Genomic DNA, 23781 nt, shown 5'->3' on the forward strand with positions numbered 1-23781 from the left:
GACGGGGCTAGTTGTAATCGCTTTCACCTGCTGTGTGACCGACTTTAGCCGAGTGCATTTTGGAAAATAATGGCTAGAAGATAGCACGGTCGCGGTGAGAAAAAGGTGATCTAGCGCGAAAAATGGAATCGCTTACATCGATTGAGGCTTTAATCCGGTTGAGGTAGGTAAGGCGGTGGGGTTGGTTAAGTGGTAGCGATTACACGATGCAGGCTGGCAGTGAAATCTGCCAGCCTGTAGGGGACTAATATTGGTAAGCCGGGTAGGTAAAGAACAGCAAATGGACCAGATTTAGCCCAAAGTGGAAGAGAATGGGCACCCACAGGCGGCCGCTCCACATCCAGGCCAGGCCATAAATCACCCCCGCCAGCGTGGCAAATGCCATCATCAACGTGCCGCCAGCAAAGTGAGCGGCACCAAACAGCAGGGCGGTGATAATCAGTGCCGGATAGGCACCCAGCCACTGGCGCAGGCGCTGTTGCAAATAGCCACGGAACAGCGCTTCTTCTGCCATCGAAACAAAAAACAGGTTGGCCATAATGAAAGCCAGGATCCAGGAGGGCAGGTGCAACTCAACTTTGAGCCCACCGAGCGCCACCGCCAACAGCAACACAGCAGGTACGCAGAGCACCAGGATCAGCCAGGCGCTGAGGCCTACTTGTTTGTCGGGTTTACCCGCGTTAAACAGCGTTGGCAGGCAGGCTACCAGCAGAAAGGGCACCAGTGCCTTATCGAAGTTGTAATACATGGAATACAGCGAGCTCATCGGGCCCACTTTGTCCTGATCGACCATCAATTGGTTATTGAAGCCCGGTATCAGGTGATAAAACAGCGCAATTGAGCAGGCGACTAAAAACACTTCCAGCGCGAGCGTGATGCTGCGCTGTTGGCGATAATGCTGATGAAGCCAGATGGCAATGGCGATAACAGCCAGATAACCCAGCCCGACGGGCGTCAGGATATGATGGTAAATCCCCATTGCGGCGGCCGCAGCCAATACTACCGAGGCAATCAGCCGATTAAATGGCAAAAAAAACAACGAAGCCGAAAGTACGCCCCACATGATAGCTATCCCTTTAAAATAGATACACGGCGCTCAATGCCGGAAGTCCGGCGTGTTAATGTCTGGTTAAATGAGCACTAATTGGGATAGTAGCACAAGCTAGCGCTAGTAAAGGTCGGGACAGTAGTTAATCGTGCTTATAACGGCTAACTAGCTGTTTCTAATTGTGCTGCAGGAGGGAGTCATGCAGATCACCGACACGCCGTAAACCCGTCCCTGGGGGCTCGAGTCGCGCATCCATGCGCTCAACGGTGGGTTAACCTGCATGACTCCCTCCTGTCTCAAACTTATGGTGTCGTGGTTTTAACCGCGCATCCACGCCTGCGAACGCATAACCTCCCCAAGGTTCTGCAAGGTCTCCAGGCTTTGCTGGTGGATCTCTTCCGTTGGGGCGGCGCATAAATCTTGTAGCACCGTTACCTGTAAACCTGCATCGTGCGCCTGCCGGGCGGTGCTCTCAATGGCTAGCGGGGTGCTGATACCGCCCAATAACAGGTGGTGGCAGCGATGTTGCTGTAACCAGGCTAACAAATTGTTACCGGCAAAGGCGCTAAGCCCTTTCTTTTCCAGGCACAGATCCTCGGTTTTTACCTCCAGACCGGCCAGCCAATGACATCCCTCGTTGCTTAAGCGCAGCGCGCCGATATGTTTGAGCTGATTGAACAGCGGTGAGTGTCGGGGAATATCGTGGTAATTGTCGGCAAAACCGGTACGTAACCAAATCACCGGGATTTTACGCACCCGCGCGTAGGCCGCAGCAGCATTGACGTGTGCGATCACATCACGCGTTACGATCTGTTCGCGGCAGTGATTCGCCCGCCCTTTAGGACCAGCCAGATCTTCAATCAGGTCAATAATCATCAGCGCGGCGGACATACCTTCTCCAAAAACGTCTCTGTATCCTTTAATGATAAAAGGCCAAATGTGATGCGTTATGGAGGAAGTGTTGCCGGATATGTCCCCAGGATGAGCGCTGTAGCACTCATCCTGAGTAGGTTAAGCCAGGACGTCTTGCTGATAGCGGTAGCCATCGCCTTCAGGGATGAAGGAGAAACGGTGGGTGATGCATTGCGGCGCATCTTCTGCGTGGTGTGAAACAAACAGCAACTGGGTCGAGCCCTGTTGGATCAGCACATCCACGAAGCGCCTTACCAACTGGCGGTTTAGCGGATCCAAGCCTTGCAGTGGCTCATCGAGGATCAGCAGCGCCGGATGTTTGACTAACGCCCGGGCGATCAGCGCCAGGCGTTGTTGCCCCCAGGACAGGCTTTGGAAGGGGGCATCGCCCATAGCGCCAAGCCCGAGCAGCGCCAGCCATTGCGAGGTCAACTGATGCTGACGATCGGAAACTGCCTGATAAATGCCGATCGAATCAAAGAAGCCGGACAGGATCACGTTACGCACGCTGGAGCTGACCCGGTAGTCCAGATGCAGGCTGCTGCTGACGTAGCCGATATGGCGTTTGATATCCCAGATGGTTTCCCCACTGCCGCGTCGGCGGCCAAACAGCGTCAGATCGTTGCTATAGCCTTGCGGATGATCTCCGGTGATCAGGCTGAGCAGGGTGGATTTTCCCGCCCCGTTCGGGCCGACGATCTGCCAGTGTTCACCGGGATTAACCTGCCAACTGAGTTGGTTGAGGATGGGGCGATCGTTGTAGCTCACTACGCCATCACGCAGAACGATCAGTGGCCGATCGTCCGGCAGCCTGATGACCTGGGTGGGATCTTCGGTTTCTGGCAGCGTCAAGCCGTTGAGATTTTCACTGTGAGCCAGCTGGGCGACCAGCGCGTCGGCCATCACCTGCTCCCGTGGCCCTTGGCTGGTGAGGGTGCAATCGGCCAGCACGCCGACCCGCTCAATGAAACCTGGGATTTCATCAAACCGGTTGAGCACCAGGACCACGGTATAACCCTGCTGTGAAAGTTTGCCAAGCAGGGTGGCGAGCTGAGCGCGTGAATTGACGTCCAGCCCGTCGAACGGCTCATCGAGGATCAATAAATCGGGTTTGGCCATCAGGGCGCGACACAGCAGGGTTTTACGGGTCTCACCGGTAGAGAGATATTTGAAGCGGCGCGTAAGCAGGGGCGTGATGCCAAACTGCTCGGCCAACTGTGCGCAGCGAGCGGGATCTTTGTGCTCTTCCTGAATGATTTCCGCCGTGGTGCGGCCGGTGTCGTCTTCGTCCGCGCTGAGCAGGTCGGTATTGTTGCGCTGCCATTCATCGCTGACCAGCTTTTGCAACTGCTCAAAGGAGAGCCGTACTACGTGGCGAAAATCACTGTGGCGTTCGCCTTTCAGTAACGTCAGCTCACCGGCCAGCGCCCGGGCTAGCGCAGATTTCCCACTGCCGTTAGCTCCGACGAACGCCCAGCTATCGCCGGACTGAATATCAAGCCGATCCAGCTCCAGCGTGCGGGTATCGCTTAAACGAAATGAACCTTGCGAAATGTGCAACGACGACATCTTCTAATCCCTATTCTGCAATGTTTCGCTTTAGAAATAGGCGCAAGCGGAAAAGATGTCAATCGGCAATACTGCAACGTGACGTTGCGTTTAACACAACGTCGCGACAATCACCCGATCGGCGTTGAACAAGGCGTGTATCGGCGTGCCGACGCTCAGTTTCAACTGCGCCAGTTCCTGGTTGCTGACGGTGGCGCACAGCGTTTCTCCGCCGTTGAGCGTCACCAGAACCTCACTGTGATCGCTACCAGGCTGAATGCTGGCAACGGAACCCGGCAGCGCGTTATCGGCCAGGCCAGTCGAAGCCGGATCGGTGCTCAGCTTCACCCAAGGCGCTTTAATCAGGGCCAATACCTCTTTGCCCGGCGTCAACTGTAGCCGGTCGGCGCTTTGCTGAGTGACGGCAGCGGTCAGGCGGGTGTGGCCGTCGGCCAGCAGCAGGCTGATATGCTGTTGGACCTGCTGATGGTCGCGTTCAATCACGGTGCCGAAAAACTGGTTGCGGGCGCTGGTTTGCAACGAGAAACGGGCGATGGCGGCCAACAGGCTGTCCAACGGCAAATTGTCCTTCTGCAACACGTCAAAGGCCTTCTGCTGGATTTGGCCCAGCAGATCGTAAAGTTGGATCAGCCGCAGGCCATAACGGGTCACCTGCGCACCGCCGCCGCCTTTGCCGCCGGTAGCACGTTCGACCACCGTCTGCTCGGCCAGCTGATTCATCTCGTTGATGGCATCCCAGGCGCTTTTGTAGCTGATCCCCGCCAGTTTGGCTCCCTGGCTGATCGAGCCGGTATGCACCACTTGCTTGAGCAGCGCGATGCGGCGTGGGTCAGCGAACAGTTTCTGCTGCAGCTTTAAGGTAAGGAGGATCTCGGCCTGCATGATGGGTCCTTATAAGGCAGTAAGTCAGGCTATTGTCGCCGATTTGCCGCAAAGCGCCAACTGAGCACGTTTAGCCGGTTACAAATTTCCCGCAGTCGGTAAAATAACCGCGTTTTCGCCTGCGTTTTGGTTTACAGTGAAGCCTACGCAGCGGTTTAAAGCAGTCAAGTGAGGCTACGATGTTAGAATTATTGAAAAGTCTGTTGTTTGCCGTGGTAATGGTGCCGGTAGTGATGGCCATTATTTTAGGCTTGATTTATGGCTTGGGCGAGGTGTTTAACCTCTTCTCCAAAGTTGGCCATCCTAAAGAAAACCGCAGCTAATCCCCTCCCAAATGCCCGCTGAGCTCTCTTGGCGGGTATTTCTCAAGTTATCTCTCGCTTTGCCGATAAACCGCATGACAATCGTTCTCGCTGCGTTATATTATTTTTTACATAGCGATGTGATGAGAGTTAACTTGCGGAGAAAACAATGAAACAGCAATGGATTAACTGGGTTGGCGGTGTGGCCTTGGCTTGCGGGCTGGTGGCACAGGTTTCTGCGGCGGAGAAAATCACCGTGTTTGCCGCAGCCTCGCTGACCAACGCCTTACAAGATATCGCCACTGAATACCAGAAAGGCAAAGACGTCGAAGTCGTCTCCTCTTTTGCTTCCTCCTCAACGCTGGCACGCCAGATTGAGCAAGGGGCACCTGCGGATATGTTTATCTCTGCCGATCAGCAATGGATGGATTACGCCATCGATAAGCAGCAGATGGTGAAAGACACCCGTTATACCCTGTTAGGTAACGAACTGGTGCTGATCGCTGCCAAATCGGCCAAACAAGATAAAATCACTATCAACAAGCAAACCGACTGGGCCAAATTGCTCAACGGTGGCCGCTTGTCCGTAGGCGATCCGGATCATGTTCCTGCGGGCATCTACGCCAAAGAAGCGTTGCAGAACCTGGGGGCCTGGACCACGCTGGAACCACGGCTGGCGCGGGCTAATAACGTGCGCAGCGCCATGGCCATGGTTGAGCGTGAAGAAGCCCCGCTGGGCATCGTTTATGGCTCTGACGCCGTGGCGAGCGACAAGGTCAAAGTGATTGCCATCTTCCCGGAAGACAGCCACAAGCCGGTTGAGTATCCAATGGCCATCGTTAAAGATCACCAAACGCCAGCCGTGACGGCTTTCTACGATTACCTGAAGACACCGGCTGCTGCGGCTATCTTCGAACGTTATGGATTCACCCCGCGTAAATGATATTAAGTGAGTATGAATGGCAGGCGGTCGAACTGAGCCTGAAAGTCTCCAGCCTGGCGGTGATCTGCAGTTTGCCGCTGGGTATTTTGATGGCCTGGATCCTGGTTCGCTGCAATTTCCCCGGTAAATCGTTGTTGGATAGCATTATTCATCTGCCGTTAGTCCTGCCACCGGTGGTGGTGGGCTATCTGCTGCTGATCGCCATGGGGCGGCGCGGCTTTATCGGCGAATGGCTGTACAACTGGTTTGGTTTCAGCTTCAGTTTCAGCTGGCGTGGTGCTGCCTTGGCTTCGGCGGTGGTAGCATTCCCGCTGATGGTGCGAGCTATCCGCATGTCGCTGGAAGCGGTGGATACCCGTTTGGAACAGGCAGCCCGCACCTTGGGCGCCAATCCGTGGCGAGTGTTTTTCACCATCACCTTACCGCTTTCGCTGCCCGGTGTGATCGTTGGTGTGGTGCTGGCCTTTGCCCGCTCTTTGGGCGAGTTTGGCGCCACCATCACCTTTGTTTCCAATATCCCTGGTGAAACCCGTACCATCCCGTTGGCAATGTATACCCTGATCGAAACGCCAGGGGCCGAGGCGGCGGCAGCGCGTTTGTGCGTGATTGCCATCGTGTTGGCACTGGCTGCTTTGATGGTTTCCGAATGGCTGGCCCGCTGGGGCCGCAAGCGTATGGGCTTATAGATGTTAGAACTGGATTTCTCCCAGCAGCTTGGCGATCTCAATCTCAACGTGCAGGCTAATCTGCCAGCTCAGGGGATCACCGCGATCTTCGGGCTTTCCGGGGCCGGTAAAACCTCCTTGATCAATGCCATCGGTGGCCTGACGCTGGTGCAGCAGGGGCGTATTGTGCTTAATGGCCGCACGCTGGTGGATACCGCCAGCGGTGTCTGTTTGCCACCGGAAAAACGCCGGGTTGGCTATGTTTTCCAGGATGCGCGCCTGTTCCCACATTATCGGGTACGCGGCAATCTGCAATACGGTATGGCGGCCAGTATGCGCGGCCAGTTTGACAGCATTGTCGAACTGTTGGGGATTGCGCCGTTGCTCAACCGCTTGCCTTTGACCCTCTCCGGCGGTGAGAAACAGCGCGTCGCGATTGGTCGGGCGCTGCTGACTGCGCCGGAACTGTTGCTGATGGATGAACCGCTGGCCTCGCTCGATATGCCACGCAAGCGTGAGTTGTTGCCGTATCTGGAGCGGCTGGCGCAAGACGTCAACATCCCCATCCTCTATGTCAGCCACAGCATGGACGAGATTTTACGCCTGGCAGAGCAGGTGATGGTGTTGGATCACGGCCAGGTGCGGGCGTACGGCGGGTTGGAGGAGGTTTGGGCCAGCAGCGCGCTGCGGCCTTGGCTACAACGTGAAGATCAGAGTAGCGTGTTGAGCGTTAGCGTGATTGAGCATCACCCGCGCTATGCCATGACCGCGCTGGCATTGGGCGATCAGCGGCTGTGGGTCGGCGGTATTGAAGCGCCGGTGGGCAGCCAAATGCGTATTCGTATCAACGCCGCCGACGTTTCTTTAGTGCTACAACCGCCAGCCAACAGCAGTATCCGTAATATTCTGCCCGCCAAGGTGGTGGAGTGTCTGGATGTGGCAGGGCAGGTTGAGGTGAAGCTGATGGTCGGGGAAAATATCCTCTGGGCGCGCATCACCCCATGGGCACGTGACGATCTGGCTATCAGGCCCGGCCAGTGGCTGTATGCACAGGTCAAGAGCGTGTCGATCAGCCGTGATGGCCCCTCACCCCAACCCTCTCCCACAGGGCTGAGGAATCCCCACTAATTTTTTCTTAGTGATTTCAGAGAATTAGAGCGAGTGTTTTACGATCAATCTGTTCCATTTTGTTCGTAAATTGGCAGTGAGAGAATGACGAACCACTTCTTCTCGTCTGCTTGAGGCTGTTTTTTAGTCCGTTTTTGGGTAAAAAACAGCCTATTTCTCGTCTCAATTTTTCTGGGGATTCCTCAGCCCACAGGGAGAGGGAGCTATTAGCCCCTGCTCTTTTGGAAGTAAAGAGATGATCTTGGCAATGGAGATCGCTCCTGCAACCAAGGTGAATCAACGGGTACTCATGAAGAGTCACGATCCTCTTTTGGTCGTAAATAGGTCATTTCAGCAACTGCGATCGCACCTTCATCCAAGGTGAATCAGCCGGGGATCATGAAGGATCACGATACTTTCAACCCACTCGATCGGTTCCCTCTCCCTGTGGGAGAGGGTTAGGGTGAGGGGTATCTTTTTAATTCAACACGCGAGAACGGATAACCTCGGCAATACCCGGCTGCAGATGGTCGGCAATCACCAGATCCGCACGTTCCTTGATGGCATTATCGGCATTACCCATGGCAACGCCCAGCCCAACGGCCTCAAGCATGCTCAGGTCGTTGTAGTTGTCACCAAAGGCGACCACCTGATCCATGCTCAACCCCTGTGACTCCACCCACTGCTGCAGGCGTTTGCCCTTGCTGTTGCCGCCTTTGGCAATGTCCACCTGATCGTGCCAGGACCATTCACAGGCCAGGCCCAGCTCTTTTTCTACCATTTCGGCAAAGCTGCGCAGCGCTGGGAGATCGCTATGTGACGTGGCAAACTTCCAGATAGCCTGCGCGTCATCCGCCGCCTGCATCAGGCTGTTGACCTGCAACAACGTTGGGCGCTGGGCTACCGGCAAAGTCTCTGACCAGGCCAGCGAACGGATCACATGACCGCTTGTCTCCTGATACAGCATGGCGTCGTCAACATACATCAGGCCGTGAATATCGTTTTGCTTGAGCAGTTGCAGTACCTGCTTGGCCTGCTCTTTTGCCAGCGGATCGGAAGCCAGTACCTTTTTCTGCTGGAAGTCGTACAGATAGGTGCCGTTACAACAAATGGCTGGCGTATCGATTTGCAGTGCCTGATAAAACGGATGGATAGCCACGTGATGGCGGCCGGTGACCACCACGACTTTCACCCCGGCGGCACGGGCTTCCCCCAGTGCGGCCAGCGACTGCGGTAAGATACGTTTCTGGTTGTCTAGCAAAGTGCCGTCTAAATCGAGGGCAATAACACGGTAGCTCATAGCGGTCTCATTATAGTTAGCAAGAAAATTACCTCGATGGTACACCGGATAACCGTTCGATAAAACTGCGTAACCTGCCAGGGTTGCCATGTCACAAATGTCGCGTAAGCTAGAACAAACTGAAACCGGTTACCCTTTCTCATTAAGGAGAGCAAATGAAGCAAATCGTTTATGTCGCCAGCCCGGAGAGCCAGCAGATCCACGTGTGGCAGTTAGACGACAAGGGCGCACTGGCGCTGCTGCAAACGGTCGAGGTCGCGGGGCAGGTACAGCCGATGGCGATCCACCCGGACAAGACTCATCTGTATGTTGGTGTGCGTCCGGCGTTTGGCATTGTCAGCTACCGTATCGCGGACGATGGCACATTGCATGAGGCAGGGATGGCACCGCTACCAGGCAGCCCAACCCATATTTCCACCGATTTGCAGGGCCGTTATCTGTTCTCCGCCTCTTACAGCGGCAACTGTGCCAGCATCAGCCCGATTGGCCATGATGGTGTGGTGCTTGCGCCTACCCAGCAGATCGATGGCCTGACCGCGCCGCATTCGGCCAATATTGACCCGACCAATCAATTGCTGCTGGTGCCGTGCCTGAAGGAAGACCGCATCCGCCTGTTCAATCTGAGCCAGCAGGGCCAACTGACGCCACACGGCCAAGAGGCCGTAGCAACGGCAAGCGGAGCAGGCCCTCGCCATATGGCATTCCATGGCAACGATAAATTCGCTTACTGCGTCAATGAATTGGATGGCACGGTGGACGTGTTCGCCATCGAAGCCAACGGTGGCAAATATACGCTGGTGCAAAGCCTGGACATGATGCCTGCCGATTTCACCGGCACGCGTTGGGCGGCGGATATCCACCTCACGCCAAACGGCCGTTTCCTGTATACCAGCGATCGCACCGCCAGCATTTTAACCGTATTCAGCGTGTCGGAAGATGGCGGCCAGATTGTGGTGGTTGGCCACCATGCCACAGAAGAACAGCCACGTGGTTTCAACATCGATCACAGCGGTCGCTTCGTGATTGCGGCAGGGCAGAAATCTGGCCATATTGGCGTGTATCAGATTGACCAAGACAGCGGTGAGCTGACGGACCTGGCGCGTTACCCGGTGGGCAAAGGCCCAATGTGGGTGAGCGTGCTGGCAAAATAATGTGTTAAAAATCGGGGCGAAGCGCTTCGCCCCTCAACGTATCTCAGCTGTATTTTACCGTCAACGTCGCTTTGCCAAGGCTATGGAAGTGGATGTTAAAACCGACCATCGCGCCGCTCGCTTCTGCGTCCACTGGGATGCTTTCTACGTCCAACGCATGCACGGTGAACTGATAACGATGGCTTTCACCCTGCGGCGGAGCCGCGCCACCGTAACCGGCCTTACCGAAATCGGTACGGGTTTGCACTGAGCCAGCGGGTAGCCCCGGTTTGCCGGAACCCGCACCTTGCGGCAGTTCATCTACGTTTGCCGGGATATTCGCGACCACCCAGTGCCACCAGCCGGAGCCGGTAGGGGCATCGGGATCGTAAACCGTGATGGCAAAGCTCTTGGTGCCCGCTGGTGCATCTTCCCAGGCCAGATGAGGGGAGAGGTTATCCCCGTGGTAGCCCATGCCGTTAAATACCTGCCGTTCAGGCATTTTTGCGCCGTCTTGCAGATCGTTGCTGTACAAACGAAAAGCCATAATGACTCCCAGTTGTCTAAAATACCGAACCCCTAAGCTAGATCGGTTTGCCGCCACAATACAACCTTAAAACCGTTACTCCACCGCCGCGGCGATCGCCGCCGTCAGCCGGGTGAGTTGTTCTGGCGTGATGATATAAGGCGGCATCAGGTAGATCAGTTTACCGAACGGCCGGATCCACACGCCGCGTTCGACAAATCCGCGTTGCAGCAACGCCACATCCACCGGCTGATGCATCTCCACCACGCCAATTGCCCCAAGCACCCGCACGTCGGCCACCTTGGGTGATGCCACCAGCGGTAAGAGTTGCTGTTTAAGCTGTGTTTCAATAGCGGCGACCTGATGTTGCCAGCTATTTTCCTCCAGCAAGGTCAGGCTGGCGCAGGCGACGGCACAGGCCAGCGGGTTGCCCATAAAGGTTGGCCCATGCATAAAGCAGCCTGCGGCCCCGTTACTGATCGTTTCTGCTATGTGGCGCGTGGTCAGTGTGGCGGAAAGGGTCATATAGCCACCGGTTAGCGCTTTGCCCAGGCAAAGAATATCCGGCACCACGTCGGCATGTTTACAGGCAAACAGTTTGCCAGTGCGGCCAAAACCGGTGGCGATCTCGTCGGCAATCAGCAGGATTTGGTAGCGATCGCATAGCTCCCGCACGCGTTGCAGATAGGTTGGATGATAGATCCGCATCCCACCGGCTCCTTGCACCACCGGCTCCAGGATCACCGCGGCTATTTCCCCGGCGTGCTGCTCCAGTAATTCGGCAAACGGCACAATGTCCTGTTCGTCCCAAGGCTGGTCAAAACGGCACTGCGGCGCAGTGGCAAACAGGTGGGTGGCCAAATAGCCCTGATACAGGCTATGCATGGAGTTGTCCGGATCGCAGACCGACATCGCGCCAAAGGTATCGCCGTGATAGCCATGGCGTAAGGTCAGAATGCGTTGCCGCCGTTCACCACGGGCCTGCCAATATTGCAGCGCCATCTTTAACGCCACTTCGACCGCCACCGATCCAGAATCTGCCAGGAATACGCACTGTAAAGCTTCCGGGGTCATCGCTACCAGCTTGCGACACAGTTCAATAGCGGCGGGATGAGTGATGCCACCGAACATCACGTGCGACATTTTTTCCAACTGCTGTACGGCTGCCTGATTCAACTGTGGATGATTGTAACCGTGGATCGCCGCCCACCAGGAAGACATGCCATCCACCAGCAGGCGGCCATCGTCCAGTTGCAGCTCGACGCCGCTGGCGGACACCACCGGATAGCAAGGCAAGGGCTGGGTCATGGAGGTGTAAGGGTGCCAGATGTGGCGTCGATCGAATTCAATATCGCAGGGAGAAACAGACATTAACCGTAAACCAAATTTTAATAGAATGGTTGACAGTATAATCGCAAACTCTACACTGACGACACTTTTTTCCCTTTTGGAGACGCCGTAAATGGCCGATCGCATTCACTGGACAGTAGGGCAAGCCCAGGCCCTGTTTGATAAACCCCTACTCGAACTGCTGTTCGAAGCACAGACCGTTCACCGCCAACATTTTGATCCGCAACAGGTGCAGGTCAGCACGCTGCTGTCGATCAAAACCGGTGCCTGCCCGGAAGACTGTAAGTACTGCCCGCAAAGTTCGCGCTACAAAACCGGCCTGGAATCCGAGCGGCTGATGCAGGTGGAACAGGTACTGGAATCGGCGCGCAAGGCCAAAGCGGCCGGTTCGAGCCGTTTCTGTATGGGGGCCGCCTGGAAAAACCCGCACGAGCGCGATATGCCTTATCTGCAACAGATGGTGCAGGGCGTCAAGGCGATGGGAATGGAAACCTGCATGACGCTGGGCACGCTGGATGGCGCGCAGGCAGAACGGCTGGCCGAAGCGGGGCTGGATTATTACAACCATAACCTGGACACCTCGCCGGAATTCTACGGCAACATCATCACCACTCGCAGCTATCAGGAACGTCTGGATACCCTGGATAAGGTGCGTAACGCCGGGATCAAAGTGTGCTCCGGTGGGATTGTCGGGCTGGGCGAAACGGTGCGTGACCGCGCTGGGCTGTTGGTGCAACTGGCCAATCTGCCCAAGCCACCGGAGAGCGTGCCGATCAATATGCTGGTGAAGGTGAAAGGTACGCCATTGGCCGATAATGACGACGTCGATCCGTTCGACTTTATCCGCACCATTGCCATTGCCCGCATCATGATGCCGACATCCTATGTCCGCCTGTCGGCAGGCCGTGAACAGATGAGCGAGCAGACTCAGGCGATGTGCTTTATGGCCGGGGCCAACTCCATCTTCTATGGCTGCAAATTGCTGACCACGCCCAATCCGGAAGAGGACAAGGATCTGCAACTGTTCCGCAAGCTGGGCCTGAATCCGCAGCAAACCGCCACCGAACAGGGTGACAATCAGCAGCAGCAGGTGCTCACCGAGCAGTTGCTGCACGCCGATACCGCCGAATTCTACAACGCGGCGCTGTAATGAGCTGGCAGCAACGGATCGAACAGGCGCTGGAGGAGCGGCGAGGAGCAGCCGCTTATCGCCAACGGCAGGTGAATCAAGGCGGTAATGGCCGCTATCTGCAACTCGACGGTCAGCGCTATGTGAATTTTTCCGGTAACGACTATCTGGGCCTGAGCCAACATCCTGAGGTGATCGCCGCCTGGCAGCAGGGGGCACAGCGCTACGGTGTGGGTAGTGGCGGTTCCGGTCACGTCACCGGTTTTTGCCATGCTCATCATGAGCTCGAGCAGCAACTGGCAGAGTGGCTAGGCTACCCGCGGGCGTTGCTGTTTATTTCCGGCTACGCGGCCAATCAGGCATTGCTGGCTGCCCTGATGCAGGCCGACGATCGCATTCTGGCGGATAAGCTCAGCCACGCCTCTATATTGGAAGCGGCCACTCACTCACCGGCACAACTGCGGCGCTTTCGGCATAACCAGCCCCAGGCATTGGCCACCTTGCTGCAAAAAACCTGTGCAGGCCAACAGTTGGCGATCACCGAAGGGGTGTTCAGCATGGACGGTGATAGCGCACCGTTGACCGAACTACATCGGTTGACGCAGCAGGCAGGTGCCTGGTTGATGGTGGATGATGCGCACGGCATTGGCGTACGTGGCGAACAGGGGCGCGGCAGTTGCTGGCAGCAAGGTGTGCGCCCGGAGGTGTTGGTCGCCACCTTTGGCAAGGCATTCGGCGTCAGCGGCGCGGCGATCCTCTGCGATGAACCGTTGGCGGAATATCTGCTGCAGTTCGCCCGCCATCTGATTTACAGCACTGCGATGCCGCCCGCCCAAGCCTGTGCCTTGCAAGCGGCGTTAAGCTGTATTCAGCAAGGGGATGAACTACGTAGTCGGCTGCAAAAACACATCCAGCATTTTCGTGCCGGGTTGGCGGGTCTGCCGTTAACGCTAACCGCGTCGGATACCGCTATCCAACCGTTGCTGGTGGGGGATAACCAACAGGCGCTGGATTTGGCGCAGCGCCTGCGAGAGCAGGGATTGTGGGTCAGCGCCATCCGCCCACCAACGGTACCACCGGGGGGCGCGCGGTTACGCATTACGCTCACTGCGGCACACCAGCCACAGGATATCGATCGCTTGTTGGAGGTATTGCATGACGTCTGCCATTGATGCGGTGAACAAGCAGGCGGTGGCCGCCGCCTTCAGCCGGGCAGCGACGAGTTACGATACCGCAGCGGTGCTGCAACGGGAGGTTGGTGAACGCTTACTGGGGATGGGACTGTCTCATCCTGGCCAACAGGTATTGGATGCCGGTTGCGGCACGGGCTATTTCAGCCGTCGCTGGCGCGAGCTGGGCAAGCAGGTCAGCGCGCTGGATCTGGCTCCGGGCATGCTGGCTTTTGCCCGCCAGCAGCAAGCGGCGGATCGCTATCTGCTGGGGGATATCGAACACATCCCTTTGCCGACCGCCTCGGTGGATATCTGTTTTAGCAGCCTGGTGGTGCAGTGGTGCAGCGATCTGCCTCTGGCGTTGGCTGAGTTGTATCGGGTGACGCGGCCCGGTGGACTGATCCTGTTTTCTACTTTGGCACAAGGGGCTTTACACGAGTTAGGCGACGCCTGGCAGCAAGTCGATGGCGAGCGTCATGTTAATGACTTCCTGCCGCCAGCTAACATCGCCGCCGCCTGTCATCCCTATCGGCACCAGCTTACGGCCGATTGGCAAACGCTCAGTTATCCCGACGTGATGACGCTGATGCGATCGCTAAAGGGCATCGGTGCGACTCATCTGCACCAAGGGCGCGAGGCTGGCCTGCTTTCCCGCCAGCGGCTTGCCGCATTGCAGGCTGCTTATCCTTGCCGGGACGGGCAGTTTCCTCTCAGTTATCATCTGGTTTATGGAGTGATTTATCGTGATTAAGCGCTGGTTCGTTACCGGAACCGACACCGAAGTGGGTAAAACCGTGGCCAGCAGCGCCTTGTTACAGGCCGCCAGCGCGGCGGGATGGCGCTGTGCTGGCTATAAACCGGTGGCGTCAGGTAGTGAGATGACCGATGAAGGGTTGCGCAACGGCGATGCGCTGTTGCTGCAGAGAAACAGCAGCGTAGCGCTGGATTACGCCGTAGTGAACCCTTACACCTTTGCCGAACCGACCTCGCCGCATATCGTCAGCCAGACCGAAGGACGGCCCATTTCGCTAACACGGCTTTCCACTGGTTTACGTCATCTTGAGCAACGTGCAGACTGGCTTTTAGTAGAGGGCGCAGGCGGTTGGTTTACGCCGCTTTCTGAGCATGAAACCTTTGCCGACTGGGTGCAGCAGGAGCAATTGCCGGTGATCCTGGTGGTGGGCATCAAGCTGGGCTGCATCAATCATGCTCTATTGACTGCGCTGGCGATCCAACAGTCAGGTCTGACTCTGGCAGGCTGGATCGCCAATGACGTCACCCTGCCGGGAAAACGACATCAAGAGTACCTTGCCACTCTTTGCCGCCTATTGCCCGCGCCCCTGTTGGGCGAGATCCCACATTTACCGCAGGTAGAGCAGCAGGCACTGGGACAGTATCTCGATTTAACCAGGTTGAACCCTTAACCTGATGGCCCACGGAGGGGCCAGAATCACTCCGTCAGATAGGTATCAATCAGCCCTTCATCCAACTGCCCCAGTGTACCATTTGCCACGCTACGGCCTTTATCCATCAGACAGAAGCGGTCTGCCAGATGGCGGGCAAAGGGGAGTTGGTGCTCAACCAGCAAAATGGTCATGCCCAACTCCTGATTCAGCTTACGGAGCACCTGGCCGATCTCCGTCGCCAGGGAAGGTGACATACCGGCGGTGGGTTCATCCAGGATCAGCAGTTCCGGTTCCAGCATCAAAGCGCGGCCTAATGCCAACTGCTGTTGCTCACTTTGGCACAGGTCACCCGCACGGCGCATACGCATCGCCTGCAGCCGGGGGAACAGATTGTAAATGATGGGGGGCATACGGCGGACCTTGTCACGCCCGGCCAGCAAGGCCACCTGCAGGTTCTCTTCTACGCTCAGTTGGGAAAAGATTTGCCGCCCTTGTGGCACGTAACCAATGCCCAGTAATGCCCGGTTTTCTACCGGCTGTGGCAACAGGTTTTGCGGTGGCTCATCCGCCAACTGCCAGGTCATGCTGCCGCTGACGATCGGCAGGTGTCCCATGATGCAATTGATCAGCGTGGTTTTGCCCACTCCATTGCGGCCAAGCAACAGGGTGCATTGCCCACGAGGTAACTCAAGGCTGACATCCCACAGCGTATGCTGTTGCCCATAATATTGGTTTACCGCCCTTAAGCTTAACATTTGGCATCTCCTCCAAGACCGATATTCACGTATGGATAACGTTGACCGCAGCAAGCGGTGTCTCTCCCGGGTGTGGCAAATGCTGTGCTGATTACCCTAATCGCGGCTCAGGCTAAAAATTGGAAAATGGCCGCTACCGGTCGTTTGGCGGCTCTAGGGGGGGTTTTTGGTATGCAATGAACTTTTTCGCCGCAGATAACCGAGCTGGCTGTGGCCGGTTTTCGCCAGAATTTGCCGGTTCTTCTGCAAGGTAACGCCCCCGGATCAGGAAATGCAATTCCCAGGCCATCAGGTGTTGCGCAACAAAAAAAACGGTTTGTTACTGTTTTGTTAACTGTATTTGGGCCCGGTACGCAGGGGGCTCTGCCAGGGCCAGAAGGTTAACTTGGGCGTTTTTTGCACCGTTAGCGTGCGGCATGGCAAGCTGTTGGTGCAAGCCCTAAAGGTTGTTGCCGCAACTTGCAACCCCTGAAAAGCAAAATAGCGAAAAGAGTGTTTTCGTTATCACGGCTTTTAGCATTAATCGGCATAACCAAAGCAGAATTATTGTAAAAAAATAACTAAAAAACCGGCTCCGTTGACGTTTCATTGGGAAAAGCGTTCTTTCCGCAACTCCCGTCCCCCGTGGGGTAGTGAGAGTTATCCACTATTCCTGTGGATAACCTTGTGCATTATACTTAGAAAAGCGGTGTGAACAGAGAGCGGGCGCGGGTTGTGCGCAGGTTGTCCGCATTCTCGTCTTTTTATTAAATTAATTTAATATCAATAGGTTATTTAAAATCAAGCCAACGGATATCGTTAACGTGCCGATGGGCGGTTTTTCAGCGAAATCACGGCCAAAAGTTAATTCGTGACGCAATCTGGGGATAACAGGGTGATTGACAATAAAAATGTCATGGTATTGTCACCTTGCCGGTGCGTTCGCGCTCCGTTAACGGACGCAATAGCGTAAATCCGCTTGAAGCTGGTTTTATATCCAGTATCATGGGCACTGGCGGAAATCTTCCGGTCTTTCCATAATTAGGCCGCTACCGCCTGGCCGCAAACCTGAAAGATGATGGGGATATGAGCAAACATTTCAAACTGCATTCCGAATTCAAACCGGCCGGCGATCAGCCGCAAGCCATCCAAAAGCTGGAAGAGGGCCTGGAAGACGGCCTGGCGCACCAAACGCTGCTGGGGGTGACCGGCTCGGGTAAAACCTTTACCATCGCCAATGTGATTGCCGATCTCAACCGGCCCACCATGGTGCTGGCGCCCAACAAGACCCTGGCGGCACAGCTGTATGGCGAGATGAAAGAGTTCTTTCCCGAGAATGCGGTGGAATATTTTGTCTCCTACTACGATTACTACCAGCCAGAAGCCTATGTACCTAGCTCCGATACCTTTATCGAGAAAGATGCTTCGGTCAACGAACATATCGAGCAGATGCGTCTGTCGGCCACCAAAGCGCTGCTGGAGCGGCGTGACGTAGTGGTGGTGGCTTCGGTTTCTGCGATCTACGGCCTGGGCGATCCGGATCTGTACCTGAAAATGATGCTGCACCTGACTAAGGGCATGATCATCGATCAGCGTTCGATCCTGCGCCGTCTGGCCGAGCTGCAATATACCCGCAACGATCAGGCCTTCCAGCGTGCCACCTTCCGCGTACGTGGCGAAGTGATCGACATTTTCCCGGCGGAATCGGACGAGTTGGCGCTGCGCGTTGAGCTGTTTGACGAAGAGGTCGAACGCCTGTCCCTGTTCGATCCGCTAACCGGCCAGATTGAGCAGGTGGTGCCACGCTTTACCATCTATCCCAAATCTCACTACGTTACCCCGCGTGAACGTATCGTGCAGGCGATGGAAGAGATCAAGGTGGAACTGGCCCAGCGGCGCAAAGTGCTGCTGGAAAACAACAAGCTGTTGGAAGAGCAGCGGTTGACGCAGCGTACCCAGTTCGATCTGGAGATGATGAACGAGTTGGGTTACTGCTCCGGTATCGAAAACTACTCGCGCTATCTTTCCGGGCGCGGTGAGGGCGAGCCACCGCCAACCCTGTTTGACTACCTGCCAGCAGACGGATTGCTGGTGGTAGATGAATCCCACGTCACCATCCCGCAGATTGGCGGCATGTTCAAAGGTGACCGCTCGCGTAAAGAGACGCTGGTGGAGTACGGCTTCCGTCTGCCTTCGGCGCTGGATAACCGGCCGATGCGTTTTGAAGAGTTTGCCGCTGCGGCACCGCAGACCATCTACGTATCCGCCACGCCGGGCAAATATGAGCTGGAGAAATCCGGCAGCGATATTATCGATCAGGTGGTGCGCCCAACCGGCCTGCTGGATCCGATCGTGGAAGTGCGTCCGGTCACCACTCAGGTGGACGATCTGCTTTCCGAGATCCGCAAGCGCGTTGCCATCAACGAGCGCGTACTGGTCACCACGTTGACCAAACGCATGGCAGAAGACCTGACGGAATATCTGGAAGAACACGGGGAGCGGGTGCGTTATCTGCACTCGGACATTGATACGGTAGAACGTGTCGAAATCATCCGTGATTTGCGCCTGGGTGAGTTTGACGTGCTGGTGGGCATCAACCTGTTAAGGGAAGGCCTGGACATGCCAGAGGTGTCGCTGGTAGCGATCCTGGACGCAGACAAGGAAGGGTTCCTGCGTTCTGAGCGTTCACTGATCCAGACCATTGGCCGAGCGGCGCGTAACCTCAACGGTAAAGCGATCCTGTATGGCGACAGGATCACCGATTCCATGGCCAAGGCGATCGGCGAAACGGAACGCCGCCGTGCCAAGCAGCAGGCGCATAACGAAGCCAACGGTATCGTACCTCAGGGCCTGAACAAGAAGGTTTCGGATATTCTGCAGCTTGGGCAACCAAGCAGCCGTGGCAAGCACAAAGGGAAGGGCAAAGCGGCAGAGAGTGCGGCGCAATACCAACTGCTCACCCCCAAAGCGCTGGAGCAAAAAATCCAGGAGTTGGAGGCACAGATGTATTCTCATGCACAGAATCTGGAGTTCGAGCAGGCCGCTGCGGTGCGTGATGAAATCCACCAGCTGCGCGAGCAATTTATCGCGCTATCATAGTGAACCCAAGGGGCGTGGTATGCACGCCCCGGTAAATTTTCTTGCCGTACGCCCGTTTGCTGATTAAGGTGTGCGCCCCAAGTATTGAGACGAGTAGCCGCCATGACCGCAACCCCATCCAAAGACCCGTTACACGGCATTACGCTGGAGCAACTGCTGAACAAGCTGGTAGCCCAATATGGCTGGAACGGGCTGGCAGAGCGTATTCGCATCAACTGCTTCAGCAGCGATCCGAGCATCAAATCCAGCCTCAAGTTCTTGCGCCGCACCCCGTGGGCACGCAAGCAGGTGGAAGATCTCTACATCGACAGCGTTAGCGATAATCCTTGGCTCCGGGGTCAAGATTAACCGCGGCTAGCTAGCTGCACCAACGCGGTATCCAGCGCCTGGCGTAATAGTTGGCGATCGTGGCGATACGGGATATCGCTGGCTTCCAGCGGTTGTTGCACCACAATGCGATCCTGCATGGCGCTGGTATCCACCGCCGGGCCAACGATCACCGCGTCAATCATTTTACGGCCGATCTTCTCTTCCATCAGCGCCAGTTTGTCTTGCAGCGTCAATGCGGCTGCGGCGACGCTCAGCTCGCGGCCCAGGTTACCGATATACACCATATTGGCGCTACTGCGGCGCAGGGCCTGAGTCAGATCCTCAAGCAGCAACAGTGGCATCAGGCTGGTAAGAAAACTGCCTGGCCCGATCAGGATCAGATCGGCTTGCGCGATTGCTTCAACCGCTTCGCGGGTGGCGTGTACCGGCGGGGAGAGCATCAGCTCTTGCGGCATGATCCTCAGTTGATCGATATTGACTTCACCGTAGACCTGGTGCCCCTCATGATCGTGGGCCATCAGATCGACCGGCTGTTCCGACATCGGGATCAGCGCCGCGTCGATCTTTAGCAGACTACGCACCAGATTGATCGCCTCCAGCGGGCGAACGCTCAGGTGATCCAAGGCTTTCAGCATCAGATTCCCCAGGTTATGGCCCGCCAGTTCGCCGTTGCCGCTAAAACGGTATTCAAACATCGCCGAGGCGACGCTAGGCTCGGTAATCAGCTGATTGAGGCAATTACGGGTGTCACCCCAGGCAATGCCGCCTTCAGAACGGCGGATGCGGCCGGTAGAACCGCCGTTATCGGTAGTGGTCACAATGCCGGTCAGGCGAGAGCCCAACGACGACAGCGAAGACATCACACGGCCAAGACCGTGACCACCACCTAGTGCCACGACGCGATCAAGATCGGCCAGGGTACGGTTACGCATAAAATTCCTTAACTCAGGGTAGGTAGACTGCCTGCATAAAGTAGCGGATTTGACACAAAAACGCGATAAAGAGTGCGATTTGCGTGATTCTGGTCAATTCGCTGGCGTAACGGTTGTTTATTATGGTTATCAAGACTTGAGAGGGTGAAAAATCGCTGTATACACAAGTATATAGCGTAAATCCACATTGGCTATCGCGGCTGTTTAGCGCTAGAATTCTCAGGAAAACCACGGTTTTGTTCCGGCTACTTGAGGTAGTGGGAATGAGATCAAAACTCCTAGCCTTGATACCTACGTTGTTCATTAGAGCGATAAGGTCTCCTGGCCGTGGCGATGTCAGCCACCAGGGTGCAGAGTGGAAACGCTCGCATCTCCCGTATTTGGAAGGTGTTACAGGTGCCGCAACTCATTGATGCTTTTGAGCGCAAATTCTATTATTTGCGCCTGTCGATCACCGACGTGTGTAACTTTCGTTGCACTTACTGTCTGCCGGATGGCTATAAACCGAGCGGCAGCCCCAAGACTTTCCTCTCTCTGGATGAAATTCGGCGCGTCAGCCGTGCCTTTGCCGAACTGGGTACCGAAAAAGTACGCCTGACCGGCGGTGAGCCTTCTTTACGCCGCGATTTTACCGACATCATTGCCGCCGTACGCGAAAACCCAGCGATCCGTACCCTGGCCGTGACTACCAATGGCTACCGCCTGGCGCGTGATGTGGCCAGTTGGCGTGATGCGGGCCTCACGGCGATTAACGTCAGCGTAGACAGCCTTGATGCGCGCCAGTTTCATGCCATCACCGGCCAGGACAAGTTCCGCCAGGTGATGGAGGGCATCGATGCCGCCTTTACCGCCGGTTACAGCAAGGTGAAGGTGAATGCGGTGCTGATGCGTGATGTCAATCACCAGCAACTGGGCAGCTTCCTTAACTGGATCAAGGATCGGCCAATCCAACTGCGGTTTATCGAACTGATGGAAACCGGCGATGGCAGCGATCTGTTCCGCAAGCACCATGTATCTGGCGAAGTGATCCGCCTGCAGTTGGAGCAGCAGGGCTGGCAGCGCCAAGTCCGTGGCCGCAGCGATGGCCCGGCGCAGGTATTCAGCCACCCGGATTATCAGGGCGAGATAGGGCTGATCATGCCGTACGAAAAAGATTTCTGTGCCAGTTGCAACCGCCTGCGGGTTTCCGCCATCGGCAATCTGCATCTGTGCCTGTTTGGTGAGCAAGGGATTACCCTGCGCGATCTGCTGGCGGATGACGGCCAGTTGGAACAGCTGAAAATGCGCATTCAAAGCGGGCTGCAAACCAAAAAGCAGACCCACTTCCTGCATCAGGGCAATAGCGGTCTCACGCAGAACTTATCGTTTATCGGCGGCTAGCTTTAACTCGAACGGTCCCCTCTCACTAAAGGAGAGGGTTAGGGTGAGGGGCCATCGACAATAAGGAGCACAACACACAATGAGCCAAACCAGCAGTGAATTTATTGCGGCCAGGATTGCCATTCTGACCGTTTCTGATCGCCGCACTGCAGCGGACGATACCTCCGGGCAATATCTACAAGAAGCCGTGCAGGAAACCGGCCATCAGGTCGTGGCACGTGCCTTGGTCAAAGACAATATTTATCAGATCCGTGCGCAGGTTTCCGCATGGATTGCCAGCGATGACGTGCAGGCCGTGTTGATTAACGGCGGCACCGGCTTTACCTCTGGGGACAATACGCCAGAAGCGCTATTGCCGCTGTTTGACCGCGAAGTGGAAGGGTTCGGCGAACTGTTCCGTATGGTGTCATACGAAGAGATCGGCACCGCGACCATTCAGTCCCGTGCTCTGGCCGGTATTGCCAACCAGACGGTGATCTTCGCCATGCCGGGTTCCACCCGAGCCTGCCGTACCGCTTGGGAACGCATTATTGAAGAACAACTGGACGCGCGCCATCGCCCGTGCAACTTCTTACCTCATTTAAAGAAATAATCCATGACGCAGCTAACCCACATTAACGCCGCTGGCGAGGCCCATATGGTCGATGTCTCTGCCAAAGCGGAGACGGTACGTGAAGCCCGTGCCGAGGCTTTTGTTGAAATGCAGGCGGCAACGCTGGCGATGATTATCGACGGCAGCCACCATAAAGGCGACGTATTCGCCACGGCGCGTATTGCTGGAATTCAAGCGGCGAAGCGCACCTGGGAACTGATCCCTCTTTGCCATCCGTTGATGTTAAGCAAGGTGGAAGTACAGCTCGAAGCGCAGCCGGAATTTAACCGCGTGCGTATCGAAACCTGCTGCCGTTTGACCGGTAAAACCGGGGTTGAAATGGAGGCGTTGACTGCCGCTTCGGTGGCCGCGCTCACCATCTACGACATGTGCAAAGCGGTGCAGAAAGATATGGTAATTGGCCCGGTGCGGCTGCTGGCAAAAAGCGGCGGCAAGTCCGGTGATTTTAAGGTGGAATTATGATCACTATTCTGTTTTTCGCGCAGGTACGTGAACTGGTCGGCACCAGCACGCTGAGCCTGCCAGCACAGTACCTAACGGTTGAAGAGCTGCGTAAATCGCTGTGCGAGCGTGGCGATCGTTGGGCGCTGGCGCTGGAGCCCGGTAAATTGCTGACGGCGGTCAACCAATCGCTGGTGGCCGCCGAGCATCAGCTGCAAGCCGGTGATGAAGTGGCTTTCTTTCCACCGGTAACCGGAGGTTAACAGTGGAAAATACTCGTATCCGCGTTGGCCAGGCAACTTTTAGCGTAGGTGAAGAATACCAGTGGCTGGCACAGTGTGATGATGATGGCGCAGTGGTGACTTTTACCGGCAAGGTACGCAATCACAATTTGGGGGATGACGTCAGTGCCTTGTCGTTGGAGCATTACCCTGGCATGACTGAAAAAGCCCTTGAAGAGATCGTTGCAGAAGCGCGATCCCGTTGGCCATTGCAGCGGGCAACGGTGATCCATCGCATCGGTGATCTCTTCCCTGGTGATGAAATTGTGTTTGTCGGCGTGACCAGCGCCCACCGCAGCATGGCTTTCGAGGCGGCACAATTTATTATGGATTATCTGAAAACCCGAGCTCCCTTCTGGAAGCGTGAGGCGACCGGGCAGGGGGAGCGCTGGGTAGAAGCTCGCGATACGGATAAACAAGCCGCCAAGCGTTGGTAAATACCGCCTCAACAGCGGAAATAAATCAATACCTTTGTCCGTTTCGCGCGGTGTTTTCTGTGGTACGCTTATTATTGGCAGGGGAAGTTCCCC

At 56.0% G+C, this 23781-nt stretch carries 25 protein-coding genes and 1 riboswitch; of the genes, 16 read left to right on the forward strand and 9 right to left on the reverse strand.

The features are described from left to right. Window positions 1-244: 244 nt before the first annotated feature. From WN53_RS15930 to modE, 4 genes are all read right to left on the reverse strand, one after another. The gene (locus WN53_RS15930; protein ID WP_024483129.1) at window positions 245-1063 is read right to left on the reverse strand and encodes a CPBP family intramembrane glutamic endopeptidase; all 819 of its coding nucleotides are present in this window, start codon (window positions 1061-1063) and stop codon (window positions 245-247) included. A 303-nt stretch (window positions 1064-1366) separates the two neighbouring features. Continuing rightward, a complete protein-coding gene (locus WN53_RS15935) occupies window positions 1367-1939 on the reverse strand; it encodes a cysteine hydrolase family protein (RefSeq protein WP_024483128.1) in 573 nt (190 codons plus the stop codon). Between the two features lie 120 nt (window positions 1940-2059). Continuing rightward, a complete protein-coding gene (modF, locus tag WN53_RS15940; protein ID WP_024483127.1) occupies window positions 2060-3529 on the reverse strand; it encodes a molybdate ABC transporter ATP-binding protein ModF in 1470 nt (489 codons plus the stop codon). A 90-nt stretch (window positions 3530-3619) separates the two neighbouring features. After that, entirely contained in the window at window positions 3620-4411 is a 792-nt protein-coding gene (modE, locus tag WN53_RS15945; protein ID WP_024483126.1) for a molybdenum-dependent transcriptional regulator, read from the reverse strand. A gap of 179 nt (window positions 4412-4590) precedes the next feature. On the opposite strand from modE, the gene WN53_RS27370 reads away from it, so the two are divergent. From WN53_RS27370 to modC, 4 genes are all read left to right on the forward strand, one after another. Further along, window positions 4591-4734 carry an AcrZ family multidrug efflux pump-associated protein gene (locus tag WN53_RS27370; RefSeq protein ID WP_024483125.1) on the forward strand — a complete coding sequence of 48 codons (144 nt, stop codon included), beginning with the start codon at window positions 4591-4593 and terminating at the stop codon, window positions 4732-4734. A 148-nt stretch (window positions 4735-4882) separates the two neighbouring features. Continuing rightward, window positions 4883-5656, forward strand: a complete 774-nt coding sequence (gene modA / locus WN53_RS15955; RefSeq protein ID WP_024483124.1) for a molybdate ABC transporter substrate-binding protein — start codon at window positions 4883-4885, stop codon at window positions 5654-5656. Beyond that, the gene (gene modB, locus WN53_RS15960; RefSeq protein WP_024483123.1) at window positions 5653-6342 is read left to right on the forward strand and encodes a molybdate ABC transporter permease subunit; all 690 of its coding nucleotides are present in this window, start codon (window positions 5653-5655) and stop codon (window positions 6340-6342) included. The genes modA and modB overlap by 4 nt, the downstream gene beginning before the upstream one ends. After that, window positions 6343-7449: a molybdenum ABC transporter ATP-binding protein ModC gene (gene modC, locus WN53_RS15965; RefSeq protein WP_024483122.1), complete on the forward strand. Its 1107-nt coding sequence runs from the start codon at window positions 6343-6345 to the stop codon at window positions 7447-7449. A gap of 457 nt (window positions 7450-7906) precedes the next feature. Here the strand turns inward: modC and WN53_RS15970 are convergent, their stop codons facing one another. Next, complete coding sequence (locus tag WN53_RS15970) at window positions 7907-8728, reverse strand: pyridoxal phosphatase (RefSeq protein ID WP_024483121.1); 822 nt, start codon at window positions 8726-8728, stop codon at window positions 7907-7909. Between the two features lie 155 nt (window positions 8729-8883). Here WN53_RS15970 and pgl point away from each other — a divergent pair, with 155 nt between their 5' ends. Then, window positions 8884-9879 (forward strand): 6-phosphogluconolactonase, encoded by a 996-nt coding sequence (gene pgl / locus WN53_RS15975; protein WP_024483120.1) that lies wholly within the window; start codon window positions 8884-8886, stop codon window positions 9877-9879. A 43-nt stretch (window positions 9880-9922) separates the two neighbouring features. Here the strand turns inward: pgl and WN53_RS15980 are convergent, their stop codons facing one another. Both WN53_RS15980 and bioA read right to left on the reverse strand, forming a co-directional pair. Further along, window positions 9923-10405: a kinase inhibitor gene (locus WN53_RS15980; protein WP_024483119.1), complete on the reverse strand. Its 483-nt coding sequence runs from the start codon at window positions 10403-10405 to the stop codon at window positions 9923-9925. Window positions 10406-10480: 75 nt separating this feature from the next. Beyond that, window positions 10481-11755 (reverse strand): adenosylmethionine--8-amino-7-oxononanoate transaminase, encoded by a 1275-nt coding sequence (bioA, locus tag WN53_RS15985; RefSeq protein WP_024483118.1) that lies wholly within the window; start codon window positions 11753-11755, stop codon window positions 10481-10483. A 91-nt stretch (window positions 11756-11846) separates the two neighbouring features. Between bioA and bioB the strand changes: the two genes are divergently transcribed. The 4 genes from bioB to bioD are packed head-to-tail and all read left to right on the forward strand — an operon-like array spanning window position 11847 to window position 15459. Then, window positions 11847-12884, forward strand: a complete 1038-nt coding sequence (gene bioB / locus WN53_RS15990; protein ID WP_024483117.1) for a biotin synthase BioB — start codon at window positions 11847-11849, stop codon at window positions 12882-12884. Continuing rightward, entirely contained in the window at window positions 12884-14035 is a 1152-nt protein-coding gene (gene bioF / locus WN53_RS15995) for an 8-amino-7-oxononanoate synthase (RefSeq protein ID WP_024483116.1), read from the forward strand. The genes bioB and bioF overlap by 1 nt, the downstream gene beginning before the upstream one ends. Continuing rightward, window positions 14019-14786: a malonyl-ACP O-methyltransferase BioC gene (gene bioC / locus WN53_RS16000; RefSeq protein WP_024483115.1), complete on the forward strand. Its 768-nt coding sequence runs from the start codon at window positions 14019-14021 to the stop codon at window positions 14784-14786. Before bioF ends, bioC begins: the two co-directional genes overlap by 17 nt. After that, window positions 14779-15459, forward strand: coding sequence for a dethiobiotin synthase (gene bioD / locus WN53_RS16005; protein WP_024483114.1), 681 nt, complete (start codon window positions 14779-14781; stop codon window positions 15457-15459). The genes bioC and bioD overlap by 8 nt, the downstream gene beginning before the upstream one ends. 26 nt (window positions 15460-15485) lie before the next feature. On the opposite strand, the gene WN53_RS16010 is transcribed toward bioD, so the two are convergent. Further along, the gene (locus WN53_RS16010; protein ID WP_024483113.1) at window positions 15486-16196 is read right to left on the reverse strand and encodes an ABC transporter ATP-binding protein; all 711 of its coding nucleotides are present in this window, start codon (window positions 16194-16196) and stop codon (window positions 15486-15488) included. 1065 nt (window positions 16197-17261) lie between these two features. Between WN53_RS16010 and uvrB the strand changes: the two genes are divergently transcribed. Both uvrB and WN53_RS16020 read left to right on the forward strand, forming a co-directional pair. Then, entirely contained in the window at window positions 17262-19274 is a 2013-nt protein-coding gene (uvrB, locus tag WN53_RS16015) for an excinuclease ABC subunit UvrB (RefSeq protein WP_024483112.1), read from the forward strand. A 102-nt stretch (window positions 19275-19376) separates the two neighbouring features. Further along, window positions 19377-19622 (forward strand): VF530 family protein, encoded by a 246-nt coding sequence (locus tag WN53_RS16020; RefSeq protein ID WP_021180393.1) that lies wholly within the window; start codon window positions 19377-19379, stop codon window positions 19620-19622. On the opposite strand, the gene WN53_RS16025 is transcribed toward WN53_RS16020, so the two are convergent. Further along, entirely contained in the window at window positions 19619-20536 is a 918-nt protein-coding gene (locus WN53_RS16025; RefSeq protein WP_024483111.1) for a gluconeogenesis factor YvcK family protein, read from the reverse strand. The genes WN53_RS16020 and WN53_RS16025 overlap by 4 nt on opposite strands. 263 nt (window positions 20537-20799) lie before the next feature. Continuing rightward, window positions 20800-20942: riboswitch (molybdenum cofactor riboswitch) on the forward strand. Between WN53_RS16025 and moaA the strand changes: the two genes are divergently transcribed. The 5 genes from moaA to moaE all read left to right on the forward strand — a co-directional run bounded on the left by moaA (window position 20933) and on the right by moaE (window position 23688). Beyond that, window positions 20933-21916 (forward strand): GTP 3',8-cyclase MoaA, encoded by a 984-nt coding sequence (moaA, locus tag WN53_RS16035; RefSeq protein ID WP_021180395.1) that lies wholly within the window; start codon window positions 20933-20935, stop codon window positions 21914-21916. (Overlaps the previous riboswitch by 10 nt.) Window positions 21917-21995: 79 nt before the next feature. Then, on the forward strand, window positions 21996-22508 hold the full coding sequence (gene moaB, locus WN53_RS16040) for a molybdenum cofactor biosynthesis protein B (RefSeq protein ID WP_024483109.1): 513 nt from the start codon (window positions 21996-21998) through the stop codon (window positions 22506-22508). 3 nt (window positions 22509-22511) lie between these two features. Further along, window positions 22512-22991, forward strand: a complete 480-nt coding sequence (moaC, locus tag WN53_RS16045; RefSeq protein WP_021180397.1) for a cyclic pyranopterin monophosphate synthase MoaC — start codon at window positions 22512-22514, stop codon at window positions 22989-22991. After that, window positions 22988-23233, forward strand: coding sequence for a molybdopterin synthase sulfur carrier subunit (gene moaD, locus WN53_RS16050; protein ID WP_024483108.1), 246 nt, complete (start codon window positions 22988-22990; stop codon window positions 23231-23233). The genes moaC and moaD overlap by 4 nt, the downstream gene beginning before the upstream one ends. 2 nt (window positions 23234-23235) lie before the next feature. Next, window positions 23236-23688 (forward strand): molybdopterin synthase catalytic subunit MoaE, encoded by a 453-nt coding sequence (moaE, locus tag WN53_RS16055; RefSeq protein WP_024483107.1) that lies wholly within the window; start codon window positions 23236-23238, stop codon window positions 23686-23688. The last annotated feature ends 93 nt before the right edge of the window (window positions 23689-23781 follow it).

The sequence above is a fragment of the Serratia fonticola genome, assembly GCF_001006005.1.
GTDB classification, from domain to species: domain Bacteria; phylum Pseudomonadota; class Gammaproteobacteria; order Enterobacterales; family Enterobacteriaceae; genus Chania; species Chania fonticola.